This is a genomic window from Luteibacter sp. NPDC031894 (genome assembly GCF_050273135.1).
Classification (GTDB): Bacteria; Pseudomonadota; Gammaproteobacteria; order Xanthomonadales; family Rhodanobacteraceae; genus Luteibacter.
Genome location: NZ_JBNNMV010000002.1, coordinates 344,335 through 359,033, shown reverse-complemented (window position 1 = coordinate 359,033; position 14,699 = coordinate 344,335). Strand labels below are relative to the sequence as shown.

At 67.0% G+C, this 14,699-nt stretch carries 15 protein-coding genes and 1 tRNA gene; 7 read left to right on the top strand and 9 right to left on the bottom strand.

Features of this window, described 5'->3' with window-relative positions; all coding sequences use genetic code 11:
- Positions 1 to 85 precede the first annotated feature (85 nt).
- From ACQKIE_RS07605 to ACQKIE_RS07585, 5 genes are all read left to right on the top strand, one after another.
- Complete coding sequence (locus ACQKIE_RS07605) at positions 86 to 2,650, top strand: DNA topoisomerase I (RefSeq protein ID WP_427457460.1); 2,565 nt, start codon at positions 86 to 88, stop codon at positions 2,648 to 2,650.
- A gap of 1 nt (position 2,651) precedes the next feature.
- On the top strand, positions 2,652 to 3,221 hold the full coding sequence (locus tag ACQKIE_RS07600; RefSeq protein ID WP_427457458.1) for an L-threonylcarbamoyladenylate synthase: 570 nt from the start codon (positions 2,652 to 2,654) through the stop codon (positions 3,219 to 3,221).
- A gap of 16 nt (positions 3,222 to 3,237) precedes the next feature.
- Positions 3,238 to 4,605 (top strand): AMP-binding protein, encoded by a 1,368-nt coding sequence (locus tag ACQKIE_RS07595; protein WP_427457456.1) that lies wholly within the window; start codon positions 3,238 to 3,240, stop codon positions 4,603 to 4,605.
- Positions 4,606 to 4,699: 94 nt separating this feature from the next.
- Complete coding sequence (purD, locus tag ACQKIE_RS07590) at positions 4,700 to 5,983, top strand: phosphoribosylamine--glycine ligase (RefSeq protein WP_427457454.1); 1,284 nt, start codon at positions 4,700 to 4,702, stop codon at positions 5,981 to 5,983.
- Between the two features lie 78 nt (positions 5,984 to 6,061).
- Positions 6,062 to 7,936: an MFS transporter gene (locus ACQKIE_RS07585; RefSeq protein WP_427457452.1), complete on the top strand. Its 1,875-nt coding sequence runs from the start codon at positions 6,062 to 6,064 to the stop codon at positions 7,934 to 7,936.
- 3 nt (positions 7,937 to 7,939) lie between these two features.
- Here the strand turns inward: ACQKIE_RS07585 and ACQKIE_RS07580 are convergent, their stop codons facing one another.
- From ACQKIE_RS07580 to ACQKIE_RS07545, 8 genes are all read right to left on the bottom strand, one after another.
- The gene (locus tag ACQKIE_RS07580) at positions 7,940 to 8,806 is read right to left on the bottom strand and encodes a beta-lactamase induction protein (protein WP_427457450.1); all 867 of its coding nucleotides are present in this window, start codon (positions 8,804 to 8,806) and stop codon (positions 7,940 to 7,942) included.
- A 69-nt stretch (positions 8,807 to 8,875) separates the two neighbouring features.
- Entirely contained in the window at positions 8,876 to 9,859 is a 984-nt protein-coding gene (nudC, locus tag ACQKIE_RS07575; RefSeq protein WP_427457448.1) for an NAD(+) diphosphatase, read from the bottom strand.
- Positions 9,860 to 9,872: 13 nt separating this feature from the next.
- Positions 9,873 to 10,256 (bottom strand): iron-sulfur cluster insertion protein ErpA, encoded by a 384-nt coding sequence (erpA, locus tag ACQKIE_RS07570; RefSeq protein ID WP_427457446.1) that lies wholly within the window; start codon positions 10,254 to 10,256, stop codon positions 9,873 to 9,875.
- Positions 10,257 to 10,287: 31 nt separating this feature from the next.
- Positions 10,288 to 10,722 (bottom strand): bactofilin family protein, encoded by a 435-nt coding sequence (locus ACQKIE_RS07565; protein ID WP_427457444.1) that lies wholly within the window; start codon positions 10,720 to 10,722, stop codon positions 10,288 to 10,290.
- Positions 10,709 to 11,452 (bottom strand): DUF6776 family protein, encoded by a 744-nt coding sequence (locus ACQKIE_RS07560; protein ID WP_427457442.1) that lies wholly within the window; start codon positions 11,450 to 11,452, stop codon positions 10,709 to 10,711. Before ACQKIE_RS07560 ends, ACQKIE_RS07565 begins: the two co-directional genes overlap by 14 nt.
- A 135-nt stretch (positions 11,453 to 11,587) precedes the next feature.
- Positions 11,588 to 12,067: a bacterioferritin gene (gene bfr, locus ACQKIE_RS07555; protein ID WP_427457440.1), complete on the bottom strand. Its 480-nt coding sequence runs from the start codon at positions 12,065 to 12,067 to the stop codon at positions 11,588 to 11,590.
- 119 nt (positions 12,068 to 12,186) lie between these two features.
- On the bottom strand, positions 12,187 to 12,399 hold the full coding sequence (locus ACQKIE_RS07550) for a (2Fe-2S)-binding protein (RefSeq protein WP_427457437.1): 213 nt from the start codon (positions 12,397 to 12,399) through the stop codon (positions 12,187 to 12,189).
- 56 nt (positions 12,400 to 12,455) lie between these two features.
- Positions 12,456 to 13,001 (bottom strand): RNA pyrophosphohydrolase, encoded by a 546-nt coding sequence (locus tag ACQKIE_RS07545; protein WP_427457435.1) that lies wholly within the window; start codon positions 12,999 to 13,001, stop codon positions 12,456 to 12,458.
- 163 nt (positions 13,002 to 13,164) lie between these two features.
- Here ACQKIE_RS07545 and ACQKIE_RS07540 point away from each other — a divergent pair.
- Positions 13,165 to 13,241 (top strand) — tRNA-Met (locus tag ACQKIE_RS07540).
- 47 nt (positions 13,242 to 13,288) lie between these two features.
- On the opposite strand, the gene ACQKIE_RS07535 is transcribed toward ACQKIE_RS07540, so the two are convergent.
- Positions 13,289 to 13,888: a response regulator transcription factor gene (locus ACQKIE_RS07535; protein WP_427457433.1), complete on the bottom strand. Its 600-nt coding sequence runs from the start codon at positions 13,886 to 13,888 to the stop codon at positions 13,289 to 13,291.
- Between the two features lie 186 nt (positions 13,889 to 14,074).
- Between ACQKIE_RS07535 and queD the strand changes: the two genes are divergently transcribed.
- Positions 14,075 to 14,437, top strand: coding sequence for a 6-carboxytetrahydropterin synthase QueD (gene queD, locus ACQKIE_RS07530; protein WP_427457431.1), 363 nt, complete (start codon positions 14,075 to 14,077; stop codon positions 14,435 to 14,437).
- Positions 14,438 to 14,699: the final 262 nt, after the last annotated feature.

The following is a 14,699-nucleotide window of genomic DNA, read 5'->3' as shown; positions in this document are numbered from 1 at the left end:
CAGCCGTCACGGCGATATGTTTCCAACTAAATATATACATACGCTGGGGTCCACTCGCCCCTGCGCTCCTCGGAATCGGTAACGCATGGCAAAGAACCTCCTCATCGTCGAATCGCCGGCCAAGGCCAAGACGATCAACAAGTACCTGGGAGCCGACTTCCAGGTGCTGGCGTCGTATGGCCACGTCCGCGACCTGCGGCCGAAGGAAGGTGCCGTCGACCCCGAGGACGGCTTCCGCATGGCCTACGAGGTGATCGACCGCAACGAGAAGCACGTCGACGCCATCGCCAAGGCGGCGCGCGCGGCCAGCAGCATCTACCTCGCGACCGACTTGGATCGCGAAGGCGAGGCCATCTCCTGGCACATCAGCGAGATCCTGCGTGAGCGTGGCCTGCTCGAGGGCAAGGACGTCCAGCGCGTGGTCTTCAGCGAGATCACGCCGCGCGCGATCAAGGAGGCCGTGGCGAACCCGCGCAAGTTGTCGCACGACCTCGTGGATGCCCAGCAGGCACGTCGCGCCCTGGACTACCTCGTGGGCTTCAACCTCTCGCCGGTGCTGTGGCGCAAGGTCCAGCGCGGTCTTTCCGCCGGCCGCGTGCAGTCGCCCGCGCTGAGGATGATCGTCGAGCGCGAACTCGAGATCGAAGCCTTCCGGGCGCGCGAGTACTGGACCATCCAGGCCAACCTCGCTCATCCGGACGGCGCGTTCGACGCGCGTCTGGTCAAGCTGCACGGCAAGAAGTTCGAGCAGTTCGACCTCACCAACGAAGCCGACGCCATGGCGGCGCGCGCCGCGCTTGAGAAGGCGGCGGCCGGCCGCTTCACCGTGGGCGAGGTCACCAGCCGCGAGCGCAAGCGCCGTCCGGCGCCGCCGTTCACCACGTCCACGCTGCAGCAGGAAGCGGCACGCAAGCTCGGCTTTTCCACCAGCCGCACGATGCGCGTCGCGCAGGGGCTTTATGAAGGTGTCTCGCTGGGAAGCGAAGGCAACGTGGGCCTCATCAGCTACATGCGTACCGATTCCGTGGCGCTGTCCGACGATGCCGTGGCCGAGTTGCGCGACCTGATCGGGCGCGAATACGGCAAATCCGCGCTGCCCGACAGCGTGCAGGTCTACAAGTCCAAGTCCAAGAACGCCCAGGAAGCGCACGAGGCCGTGCGCCCCACGTCGGCCATGCGCACGCCACGCAGCGTGGCGTCGTTCCTGAACGACGACCAGCGCAAGCTCTATGAGCTGATCTGGAAGCGCACGGTGGCCTGCCAGATGGTCCATGCCACCCTCAATACGGTCTCCGTCGAATTCCCCGTGGGCGACTCGGCGTTCCGCGCCAGCGGTACCACGGTGGTCGATCCGGGCTTCCTCGCCGTTTATGAGGAAGGGCGCGACCAGAAAACCGAGGACGACGACGACCAGCGCCGCCTGCCGCGCCTTGCGCAGGGCGACGTGGTGCCCGTGTCCCAGATCGGGGCCGACCAGCACTTCACCGAGCCGCCGCCGCGCTTCTCGGAAGCCAGCCTGGTCAAGACACTCGAGGAGTACGGCATCGGCCGTCCGTCGACCTACGCCAGCATCATCCAGGTGCTGCTGAGCCGCGAATACGTCCTGCTCGAGAACCGCCGCTTCAAGCCGACCGACGTCGGCCGCGCGGTCGCCCAGTTCCTCGCCGGGCACTTCGCCCAGTACGTGGACTACGACTTCACCGCGCGGCTCGAAGACGAACTCGATGCGGTCAGCCGGGGCGAAGAAGCCTGGGTCCCGTTGCTCGAGCGTTTCTGGCAGCCGTTCAAGACTCTCGTGGACGACAAGACCGAATCCGTCGACCGCAGCGAAGCCACCGGCGCGCGCGAGCTCGGCACCGATCCGAAGAGCGGCAAGCCTGTCTCCGTGCGCCTCGGCCGTTACGGCGCCTATGCGCAGATCGGCAGCAAGGACGACGAGGACAAGCCCACCTACGCGAGCCTGCGTCCCGGCCAGAGCATGCACACCATCACCCTCGAAGAGGCGATGGAGTTGTTCAAGCTGCCGCGCAACCTCGGCCAATCCGAGGCGGGCGAGGACGTCACCGTGGGCATCGGCCGCTTCGGGCCGTTCGTGAAGCAGGGCAGCACCTATGCCTCGCTCAAGCCCGAGGACGACCCGTACACGATCGAACTGCCGCGCGCGCTGCAACTCGTGCAGGAGAAGCTCGAGGCCATCGCGAACCGCACGATCCTCGATTTCGGTAACGGCGTGCAGGTGCTCAATGGCCGCTACGGGCCGTACATCACCGACGGCGAGAAGAACGCGCGCATCCCCAAGGACCGCGAGCCGAAGACCCTCACCGAAGCCGAGTGCGCCGAGCTGCTCGCGGCCGCGCCGGTGAAGAAGCCGCGTGGTGGCCGAGCCGCGAAGAAGACCGCGACGAAGAAGGCTGCCGTGAAGAAGGCTGCCGTGAAGAAGGCGGCCAGCAAGGACGCAGCCGCGACCAAGACGGCAACCAAGAAGACGGCGACGAAGAAAGCGGCGAAGAAGACCGTCGCCAAGAAAGCCGCGGCGAAGAAGTCGGCTGCGAAGAAGACGACGGCGAAGAAGGCCGCCACGAAGAAGGCCGCCACGAAGAAGACCGCGGCGAGCAAGGCGACGAAGACGGTGTCGCGCGTCGCCGACTGATATGCGTCGCTTCGACCCGTCCACCATCGATGCGGCCGCCACCGTCCTGCACCATGGCGGCGTCCTCGCGTATCCGACGGAAGCCGTCTTCGGTCTGGGATGCGATCCCCACGATCGGGCGGCGTTCGACCACGTGTTCGCGCTCAAGGGCCGTCCGGCCACGCAAGGTGTCCTGCTGATCGCGGCGACCTTCGAGCAGGTCGAGCCGTATATCGACTTCGCCTCGGTGCCGGTCGCCGTGCTGGAACACGTACGCGCGTCGTGGCCCGGACCGAACACCTGGGTTTTTCCGCGCAGTGCACGCGTCCCCGACTGGGTGGCGGGTGCCCACCCCGGCATCGCCCTGCGCGTGACGGCGCACGGACCGGCGGCGGCCTTGTGCCGCGCCTTCGGCAGGCCGTTGGTGTCCACCAGCGCCAATCCGCACGGCGAGCCGCCGGCCCGCGACCTGCCGACCCTGGAGCGTTACTTCGGCGATCGTCTGGACGCCGCGCTGGACGCGCCGCTCGGCGGGCTCGACCGGCCGACGCTCATCCGCGACGCCTTGAGCGGCGCTATCATCCGCGCCTGATAGGGGGGAATGCCGTTTGTCGTCGAACGTTCATGAGATCACCGGGCGCCTTGCCGGCGCGCCCTTGCCGTTGCTCGTCGGCGCGTTGTCCCGGCCCATCGCGTGGCGCGGAGGCCGCGCGGTAAGCGCCGCCACGTTCCTGGGCCATGTGCGCCAGGTGGCGGCCCTGCTTCCCGATGCGGACAGCGCGGTCAACCTTTGCGAAGACCGTTATGCGTTCCTCGTGGCCTTCGCGGCCCTGGTCGTCCGCGGTCAGGCGAACCTGCTGCCGCCATCGCGGGCGCCCCATGCCGTTGACGAGGTCATGGCGGGGCATCCCGGTTCCTACGCCATCGGGGAGCTCGACCTGGCGCCGGCGCCGGCCGGTTACCTCCGCCTGCCGCCGCTCGACGACGACGTTGCACCGGGCGGCGACGTGCCGATGATTCCCGCGACCGCCGTCGTCGCCATCGGCTACACCTCCGGTTCCACCGGGAGGCCGAAGCCGAACATCAAGACCTGGGGTGGCTTCGTCGCGAGCAACGCCGGCAACGCGCAGATGCTTGGCCAGGCGGTCGGCGGCTCGTTCGATGTGGTCGCCACGGTACCGCCGCAACATATGTACGGCATGGAGATGTCCGTGCTGATGCCGCTGCTGTCGGAAGTCAGCGTGCACGCTGGACGTCCTTTCTTCCCGGCCGATGTCGCGACGGCGCTGGGCACGATGCCCGAGCCGCGCGTGCTGGTCATCACGCCGGTCCACCTTCGCGCCATCGTGGAATCGGGTGTCTCCCTCCCGCCGCTCGCCGCCTTCGTTTCCGCGACCGCGCCGATGCCTGCCGAACTCGCAGCCGCGGCGGAACAGCGTTTCCGCGCGCCGCTCTACGAGGTGTTCGGCTCGACCGAAACCTGCGTGTTCGCCAGCCGGCGTACCTCGGTGGAAGACGACTGGACGCTCTATGCCGGCGTGACGTTGCATCCGCAGCCTGACGGCACCCTCGTGGACGCGCCGCAACTCGTCGAGCCGATCGCGCTGGCGGACATCGTCACGCTGCACGACGAAGGGCGTCGTTTCCGCCTGCGCGGCCGCAACATCGACCTCCTCGAAATCGCCGGCAAGCGCGCGTCGCTGGGCGACCTCAACCGCCGCCTGCTCGCCATCGACGGCGTGCGCGACGGTGTCCTGTTCCAACTCGACGAGGCGGATGCCTCCGGCGTGCGTCGCATCGCCGGGCTGGTCGTCGCCCCGGAGATGACCGAACAGGCCGTCCTCTCGGCGCTACGCCAGGCGATGGACCCGGTCTTCCTGCCCCGTCCGTTGCGCCTGGTCGACGCGTTGCCTCGGAACGAAACGGGCAAGCTGCCGCGCGGCGAACTGTTGGCCCTCATTCGACCGGCCCTGTAGCGGCGAGCACCCATCGCCGACAGTGGACCCCACCGAGCAAGGCGAGGGCGGGCGTCGCCAGTTAGAATGGACGGCTCGACATCCGGAGAATCCCATGAAAGTCCTCGTCATCGGCGGCGGCGGGCGCGAACACGCGCTGGCCTGGAAGCTCGGCCAGTCCGCGCGCGTGGACGAGGTGATCGTGGCGCCGGGCAATGCCGGCACCGCCCGTGAGCCGGGGATGAGGAACGCTGCCGTGGCCGTGACCGACATCGACGGCCTGCTGGCGCTGGCGCGCAGCGAAGGCGTCGGTCTGACCGTGGTCGGCCCGGAGGTCCCGCTGGTCGCCGGCGTGGTGGATCGCTTCACCCGCGAGGGGCTGCGCTGCTTTGGCCCCACCGCGGCGGCCGCGCAACTCGAGGGCAGCAAGGCGTTCGCGAAGGACTTCCTTGCCCGCCACGGCATCCCCACCGCGCACTACGCGGTATTCACCGAGCTCGCTCCCGCGCTCGCGCATGTCCGCGAGAAGGGCGCGCCGATCGTCATCAAGGCGGATGGCCTCGCGGCAGGGAAGGGCGTGGTCGTGGCGATGACGCTCGACGAAGCGGAAGCGGCGCTCGAAGACATGCTCGGGCAGCAGGCGTTCGGCGACGCGTCGTCGCGCGTGGTAATCGAGGAATTCCTCGACGGTGAGGAAGCCAGTTTCATCGTCATCGCCGACGGCACGCACGCGCTTCCGATGGCGACCAGCCAGGACCACAAGCGCCGCGACGACGGCGACAAGGGACCGAACACGGGCGGCATGGGTGCGTATTCGCCCGCGCCGGTCGTGACCGAGGACGTCTCGGCGCGCGTGATGCGCGAGATCATCGCGCCGACACTCGCCGGCATGGCCGCCGATGGTGCGCCGTTCACCGGGTTCCTCTATGCGGGCCTGATGATCGACAAGAGCGGCGCCCCCAAAGTCATCGAATTCAACGTGCGCTTCGGCGATCCGGAAACACAGCCGATCATGCTGCGCCTGCGCTCGGACCTGGTGGACCTCATCGAGGCTGCCCTCGACGGGCGCATCGAAGGTGCGGCGGCGCAGTGGGACCTGCGACCGTCACTGGGTGTCGTGGTGGCCGCGGGCGGTTATCCCGGCAAGGTGCGCGGTGGCGACGTGATTGAAGGTGCCGATGCGGACTTCGGCGCGGACGTGAAGGTCTTCCATGCGGGCACTGCCGAAGGGCCGGATGGCCGACCGGTGACGGCAGGCGGCCGGGTGCTCACCGTATGCGCGCTTGGCGACGACCTCGCCACGGCACGCACGCGTGCCTACGACGCCTTGGAACGCATCCATTTCGCCGACGCGTTCCATCGCCACGACATCGCACATCGCGCGCTGTCGCGGGATTGAGGGGCGGTTGAGGCTTTTCGCCGGGATGGAATCACGGCACTCCGTTACACTGGGGGAAACAAAAAGGAACGGCCCAGGATGTCGCAGTTCTCCCTACTCGCCCGGCGACGGTTCGCTCCCTTTTTCTGGACACAGGCGCTAGGCGCCTTCAACGACAACGCGTTCCGCAACGCGATGGTCATGCTGGTGGCCTTCCAGATGGCCCTACCGGATGCCCAGGTTTCGCTCTACACGAACCTGGCGCCGGCGCTGTTCATCCTTCCCTATTTCCTGTTTTCCGCCACGGCGGGACAGCTCGCGGAAAAGTTCGAGAAGACGCGGATCATCCGCTATGTGAAGCTCTTCGAGATCGTCGCCATGGTCATCGCGGCGGTGGGCTTTTTCACGCACCACGTGTCGCTGCTGCTCGTGGTGCTCTTCCTCATGGGCGTGCACTCCACCGTGTTCGGTCCCATCAAGTATTCGATCCTGCCGCAGGCGCTGGAGCGTAGCGAATTGGTCGGCGGCAACGCGCTGGTGGAAACGGGCACGCAGCTTGCGATGCTGATCGGCATGATCGTCGGCAATTCACTGATGCTCATCGCCGGTTACGGCACGCTCGCCGCGTCGCTGACGACCATCGGCATCGCCTGCGTCGGCTACCTCGCCAGCCGATCGATCCCACCCGCGCCGGCGACGGCACCCGATCTTCGCTTCAACTGGAACCCGCTGAGCGAAACCTGGCGCGTGCTGAAGATCACCCATGAAGACCGTGCGGTGTTCAACGCGGTGCTGGGCATTTCGTGGTTCTGGTTCTTCGGCACGGTGATGATCGCGCAACTGCCGACGTATACGCGGCACGTCCTCGGCGGTGACGGCTCGGTCAACACGCTCGTGCTGACGCTGTTCTCGCTAGGGACGGGCATCGGTTCGCTGATGTGCGAACGCCTGTCCCGCCGTCGCGTGGAGATCGGCCTCGTGCCGATGGGTGCCTTCGGCCTCACCGTGTTCGCCGTGGACCTGTACTTCGCGCGCCCGGGTGTGACACCGGGCGTCGCATTGGACTGGGCCGCTTTCGTCGGCGTGCCGGGCGCCTGGCGGGCGATGCTCGACCTCACCATGATCGGTGCGTTCGCCGGCTTCTACGTGGTGCCGCTGTTCGCCTTCGTGCAGAGCCGTGCACCGCGCGAGCGGCTGTCACGCGTCATCGCGGGCAACAACATCGTCAACGCGGTGCTCATCTGCACCGCCGCGGGGTTCGGCATAGGCCTGACCGCGATGGGCCTCGACGTGCCGTCGATCTTCCTGGTCACGGGCATCGTCAACATCGCCGTTGCCGTATACATCTTCACCCTCGTCCCCGAATTCATGATGCGCTTCATCACCTGGGTGCTGGTGAACACGCTTTATCGCGTGCGCGTGGACGGGCTGAAGAACATTCCGGACGAAGGTGCCGCGCTGGTGGTCTGCAACCATGTCAGCTTCATGGATCCATTGATCCTGATGGCGAGCGTGCGCCGGCCGATGCGTTTCGTCATGTATTACAAGATCCATGACATTCCCGTGCTGCGCTTCGTCTTCCGTACGGCGAAAGCGATTCCCATCGCAGGGCGGCAGGAAGATCCCGCGCTGATGGAGCGGGCGTTCGACCTCGTGGACGAAGCGCTCGCCAACGGCGAAGTGGTCTGTATCTTCCCGGAGGGAGGCATCACCCGCGACGGCAGCCTGCAGAACTTCCGCCCGGGCGTGGACCGCATCCTCGCCCGGCGCCCGGTACCGGTGGTGCCCCTCGCGCTGCGCGGGATGTGGGGCAGCATCTTCAGCCGCCGCGACAGCGCGCTGCGCCGCGCGCGTTTGCCGCGTCGCTTCTGGTCGAGGATCGAACTGGTGGGCGGCGAGCCGCTGCCGGCAGGCGAGGCGAATGCGGCGGTGCTGGAAGCGCGCGTCGCCCAGCTTCGCGGCGACAAGGTGTAGCCCTCAAGCGAACCAGGCGGCCAGAACGATCACGGCGACGACGGCCAGCCACACGATAAGCACGCGCCGGATCACGCGGCGCGCGTCTTCCAGTTCCGCGATGGGATCGCTGACGTCCTGCACGTACCCATCGCCTGCTTCGACATCCGCATCGACACCGGCGCGCGCGACCGCGCCGAGAAAATCGGGATCCAGCCGCGACCGCGGACTACCGGAATTGCGGTGCCAGTGTTTCCATGCGCCCATGACGGCATCGAAGTCGGAGACCAGCGCCATAGCGAAGACCATGAGGTGTGCCGGGATCCAGTCGAGCGCATCGGCGACGCGACGCGCGATGGCGCGCGTCGCGGCATCCAGCGCCAGCGCGACGTCGCGAGCGAGGATCTGCGCGAGGCGATAGCCCAGCGCGCCCGTGGGGCCGAGCACGAAGAACCAGAAAAGCACACCGAAGCGACGACGCAGTGCGCCGTAGAAGGCGGCCTCGACGAGCACCGGCGCGAACCAGCCCAGCGGCGGATCGTCGTGACGTAGCGCGGCCACGGCTTCATCCCTGCGCAGCGTATCGCGCGCCTGCAGGACCGCATCGATGTCGGCCTCGATCTCGCGGGGACCGAGGGCATACACGAGCACGGCGATGGCGAAGACCAGCCAGCCCAGGTCGAAGAAGGGAAGGGAACGGAGGATGCCCGCGACGATGGCGCAGGCGACGACCGGGGCGAGCAGCACCACGGCGACGCGTCCGGGGCCGGAGAGGTCCGAGAGTCGGTCGACCCAAAGACGGAACCAGCGTTCGTCGCGCCACCGCGTCAGTTGCGGCACGCTCCAGACAATGACGAGGGCGACGAGTACGGCGAGGAGACGTAAGGCCATGGGAGACACGATCCGCGGGTGGATGGCTCGATTGTAGGCGAACCAGGCGGCCGACTGCGTCCCACACCTCTAGCGGGGCGTACCTGCCACGAGTTCGTCGAGGTCGACGCCGCGCAGCCCCAGCCAGTGCTCGATGAGGCGATACGACACCGAGAGCGGGGGCGGCACGCCGAGGGTGCCCGAACGCATGCCCTGGACGATGTCCTCGACGGTGAACCAGCGAGCATCCTCCAGCTCGTCGTCGCGCAGGTGGATTTCGCGCGTTTTCGCCGTGGCGGTGAAGCCGACCATCAGCGATGCCGGCAACGGCCAAGGCTGCGACGAGTGATACGTGGCGTGCAAGACCTCGACACCCGACTCCTCGCGCACTTCGCGCCGCACCGCATCCTCGAGCGATTCGCCGGGCTCGATGAAGCCGGCCAGCGTCGAATAACGGCCCGGTGGCCAACCGCGCTGGCGCCCGAGCAGGCAGGCGTCGCCGTGCTCGACGATGACGATGATCGCCGCGTCCGTACGTGGAAAGTGCAGATGGGCGCCGTCAGGGTTGGTGCATTGGACGCGATGGCCCGACGCCACGACCAGGGTCGGCGCACCACACTGGCTGCAGAAGCGCGTCTGCCGCTGCCAATGGGTGATGCCTTTGGCGTAAGCGAAGAGCCCCGCCTCGAATGCGTCCAGGAGCAGGCCGGCGTCGCGCAACGACATGCGCCGCGCACCGGTCAGGGAAACGAAAAGCGCGGCCTGGGCTTCGTCGGCGACAAGCGCGAACCAGGCGGCGCCGGATGCCAGGCCCAGGAACGTGGAGGGAATATCGCCGAAGCGCTCGTCGCGCATTGCAGGCGACATCCAGCACGGCGATTCCGCATCGCTGCGCATGAAGGCGTTGCCTTCGGCATCCAGGACGAGGAAGCGCGACTCCGGGAGGCGTTCGAGTTCCTCGATCCAGAGGCGGTCGTCGCGGCGTTCGGACATGCGGTCGATGTCGATGCCGGCGAAGACGTTTTCCCGCGCGCGAGTCGCGGCGGCCTTGTCGCGCTCCTGGTCGACGCTCACGCCCTACGGCCGCTCATGCGCTGAACGAGGAACCGCAGCCGCAGGTGGTCTTCGCATTGGGATTGCGAATGACGAACTGCGAACCGCTGAACGATTCGGCGTAGTCGATTTCGGCGCCCGTGAGGTATTGCAGCGAGAGCGGATCGACGAGCAGCGTCACGCCTTCGCGTGCCACGGCCAGGTCGTCCTCGGCCTGCTCTTCGTCGAAAGTGAAGCCGTACTGGAAGCCGGAGCAGCCACCGCCGCTGATGTAGACGCGCAGCTTGAGGCCGGGGTTGCCTTCCTCCTGGATCAGCTCGTGCACCTTGCGGGCTGCCGCCTCGGTAAAGACCAGCGGCGACGTTCCCGAGCGGTAGTCGGGCGCGGCGCTCGGAGCCATGGGGAATGGGTTGTTCATGCCGACCATAATGGCGCCGTTCCCGGACAGGTCAAGCCTCGTCGAGCACGGGCGCCGCCTCGATGGCGGCCTGGGTCAGCTGGCGGATGGTCTGCGGCGCCCGATGGACCATCTTGCCGTTCACCTGGGCGCCGGCGGCCATCTCGAGCACCTGGTAGTGCACATCGCCGTCGATGCGGGCCAGCGGAGCCAGTTCCAGGCGCTCGGCGATGTGGATGTCGCCCGCGACGGCGCCGTTGATCACGGCATGCGGAACCTCGATGCGTCCTACCACCCGGCCGGTCTCACTGATGGTGAGCACGCCATCACTGCCCGGATCGGCGTGGATCGACCCCTCGACGGCCCCGTCCAGGTGCAGCGACCCGCTGAACAGGATGTCACCACGAAGGGTGACCCCGCCGGCGATAAGGCTGGTGGCGGCCGCGCTGACGGCGGGCGCCTGGTTCTTCCGGTTACTGCTGAACATCGTTGGCCTCGTCGTTACGCAGGGCATCGCTCCACGCCACCGTACCGGCGACAGATGCATCGCCGGTGACGTCGGCGACCAGCCGTAGCCGGGTCGGCTTGAAGCCGGCCGGAAGGGTGAAACTGCCCTGGATCTGCTGGAAGTATTTGAATGAGAAGGGAAGATTAGTGGATTGGCTGCCCTGGCCGAGCGCCGGCCCTTCGAGTGTTGCCACCTCGGTGCCTTGGATACCCTCGACCGCGAGCTTCAGCGATCCCTTCACCACGTCGCCGCGGCGAGCGTTCTGGGTCAGGGTCACCACCAGGTTCCAGGCGTTGCCGGTGCCTTTCACCGGCGTGGTGCGCGCACCCTGGATCTTCAGCCCGTCGCGCTGGCCGCCAGTGCCGACGAGGCGGGAATAAAAGGCGAGGTCGGTGCGCAAGCCGCTGATTTCCTCATCGCGCTCCGCAAGGTTTCGCTTGAGTTCCTTCGCAGCGACGTCGGCGACTTGTCCCGCGCGTTCAAGGTTAGCCACCTGCTGGCGCAGATCCTCGTTGTCCGCTTTCAACTGCCGCACCGCGCCGCGATCGGCTACGACCGCGGGCACTCGCGCCGCCGCGAACCAGGCGCCCACGCCCACCAGGAGCAGGCTGAGCGCCCAGGCCCCGCTAAGGACGAGTCGCTTCCGGCGCTGGCTGGCCGCGTCGTCGAGCGTGCGCACGACGAACCGTGGCGGTGGGCGTGAAGCCATGGGCATTCCGTGGAGAAGGCGTGAAGACCGCGATGGTATAGCCCCCGGTTCCTTCAATGGTCAAGGAACCCTCTCCCATAACGGAGAAAGGCCGCGCATGCGCGGCCTTTCCAGATGACCCCTGCGAGCCGGGGATCAATCGTGCAGCGATCCCACCTTGCTGAGCATGTACCGCTCGGCCCCGATGTCGGAAATCAGGCTGAACTGGGTTTCCAGCCAGTCGATGTGCTCCTCCTCCTGGCCGAGGATGAACTTGAACAGGTCGCGGCTGACGAAGTCGTGGATGCCTTCGCTATAGGCGATCGCCTCGCGCAGGTCCTTGGTGGCCAGCATTTCGAGGTCGAGGTCGCCCTGCAGGGCCTCCACGACGTTCTCGCCGATGCGCAGCTTGCCCAGGTGCTGGAGGTTCGGCAGGCCGTCGAGGAAGAGGATGCGCTCGATCAGCTTGTCCGCGTGCTTCATCTCCTCGATCGATTCCTCGTACTCGTGCTTGGCGAGCTCGTTGTAGCCCCAGTCCTTGAACATCCGGTAATGGAGGAAGTACTGGTTGATGGCGGCCAGCTCGTTGTAGAGGACCTTGTTGAGGTATTCGATGACCTTCGCGTCGCCCTTCATGAGGGGTCTCCCTGGTTGTGCAGGGCACGACTATACGTTGGCGCGCAGCACCATGACGTAACGAGAATGAAGGTGTTTCGCGTCCGCGACTGGACGCCGGGGATCGGCCCCGCGTGGGCTCAGGCCGGGGAGGGCAGGAAGGTCAGGAAGGTCAGCGCGGGCCGTGCAGCCTGGACGGCCTCACGCAGGCACTGCCGGGCTTCCGACTCGCAGGCGCCGCAGCAGTCCGAGCAGCCCGTGCGGGCCTGGAGCTCGGCAAAGGATTCGACGCCCTCGGCCGCGGCGCGGCGGATGGCGTGATCGGTGACGGCATTGCACATGCAGATGTACATGGGTGCGCATTCGAACGCGAATGCGAACGATTGTCAACTACACATTTGTGAAGCGTTCAGGCGCCGGTGTCGCCGACCTGGCGGAGCAGCTCGGCCTGTTGCGGGCAACGGCCGACCTCGACCCGGCAAACGGTTTCCACGGTCGGCGCGAACTGGCGCAAGGCGCGCTCGTAGACCTGCCGCTTGAAATTGACCACGTGGTGGGCCGGATACCAGAAGTCGACCCAGCGCCAGAGGTCGAATTCGGGTTTCTCGCAGGCGTCTAGGCGGAAGGCATCCTCGCCGCAGGTGAGGCGGAGGAGGAACCAGACCTGCTTCTGGCCGATGCAGGTCGGCCGCTGGTGGTGGCGTACGAATCGGCTGGGCAGGCGGTAACGCAACCAGCCGCGGGTTTCCGCCAGGACCTCGACGTGCCGGGCGAGCAGGCCGGTTTCTTCCTCCAGCTCGCGATACATGGCCTCCAGCGGTGTCTCGTCGCTGCGCATGCCCCCCTGCGGGAACTGCCAGCCATCGCGATTGACGCGGCGCGCCCAGAACAGGCGGCCGTCTCCATTCAGGAGCACGATCCCCACGTTCGGTCGATAGCCATCAGCGTCGATCATCCGTCCTCCGCGAGCCCGTTGCCGGCGTCAGGCCGGGTACGCTCGTCGCCACCGATTCAACCACAGCGCGAGAAGCGCGGGCAAGGCGCCACTTGAATGGGAAGCCAGCCACGATTAAACTGCCCGGCCTTCGCGGGTCTGCCCGCGGACGACCAGGTTCCACGGCTAGGTAGCTCAGCTGGTCAGAGCGCGGCACTCATAATGCTGAGGTCGGCGGTTCGAGCCCGCCTCTAGCCACCAAACGAAAAAGCCGCGCCTCAGGGCGCGGTTTTTTTTGTGGGGGATGCCTACACCACGATCGGTTCGTCGTCGGCGCGAATCGACAGGTCGAGCACCGCCCGCGCCAGCTCCACGACGTTATGCACTCGCAGCTTGGCCATGAGGTTCGCGCGGTGCAGTTCCACGGTCTTCGGACTGATGCAGAGCTCGCTCGCGATGACCTTGTTGAGCTTGCCGCACATGATGCCCTCCAGTACCTGGGATTCCCGGCGAGTAAGGGATACGTCCGGGCGCAGCGCGGCGAAGCTGCTCGCCGCGGGCTCGTCGCCGTGTTCGTCGTCGGGCAGGGGCATGAGGAAGACGGCGTGGAAGGCTTCGGGCGGGACGTCGAGTACCTGGCGGGTCATCCGGTAACGCCGTCGTGGCGCGTGCCGGTCGCGCAGGACGAATTCGTCGAGGTTGCCGGTCGGTTGGAGGTGTTCCTCGAACCACGCCGGGCCGGCACGCCCGCGTGCCGTGCCGAATTCGCGCTGGAACGCGGCGTTCGCCATCACGGCCTGCTGTCCGTCCACTCGCCATACGACGACCGGCCACGGCAGCGCCGCGAACACTTCCTCGGCCAGCCCGCACGTATGCGGGCCGTCGAGGGAATCACGAGCAAGGCACATCGATGCCTCCTGGTGGTACGCATGGATACCGGCGGGCACCCCTTCGCGTCGCGCCGGTAGTTACCACTGCAACGGTTCGCGGATGAAAAGTCCATGAATCCGGCCGCCGGATGCGCCGAAATGCGAACACCGTCGTGAAGACCGGCCGCGGAGCGTGGCGTCCGGCGTCCGCTACAATGCCGCCCCATGCGCATCTTCAAGACCTTCACCATCGAAGCGGCCCACCGCTTGCCGAATGTGCCCCAGGGGCACAAATGTTCGCGCCTGCACGGCCACTCGTTTCGCGTCGAGTTGCACGTGGAGGGCCCGACCGACCCCGTGCTCGGCTGGGTCATGGACTTCGGCGACCTGAAGGCGCGGTTCCAGCCCCTCTACGACCGCCTCGACCATCATTACCTCAACGACATCGAGGGCCTCGAGAACCCGACGAGCGAAAACCTCGCCCGTTGGATATTCGAAAAGCTGAGCCCGGATGTCCCGGGCCTCGCGAAGGTCGTGGTGCATGAGACGTGCACCTCCGGCGCGGAATATTCGGCGCCCGTTCGATAGCTGTCACCGCAACAATTCGCGGTTGCCGCGTCGCGTTCACGGGGTCTACACTCGACTTCCCCCGTTCCCCGACGGTCGCATCGATGCTCCCAGTGAACGTTTACGCCGCCTTTGCCCGATCCATCGGGCAGGACGCCGGCGTGCGCGATGCGGTGTCACGCGCATTGGCAGGTCCGCCCGCCCGGGCCTGACCGTCAGCGCTGCCTCGACAACGACGCGACGCCGGTCGCGCCGGCGGGTGGTTTTGGGCTTTCGCAGCTTG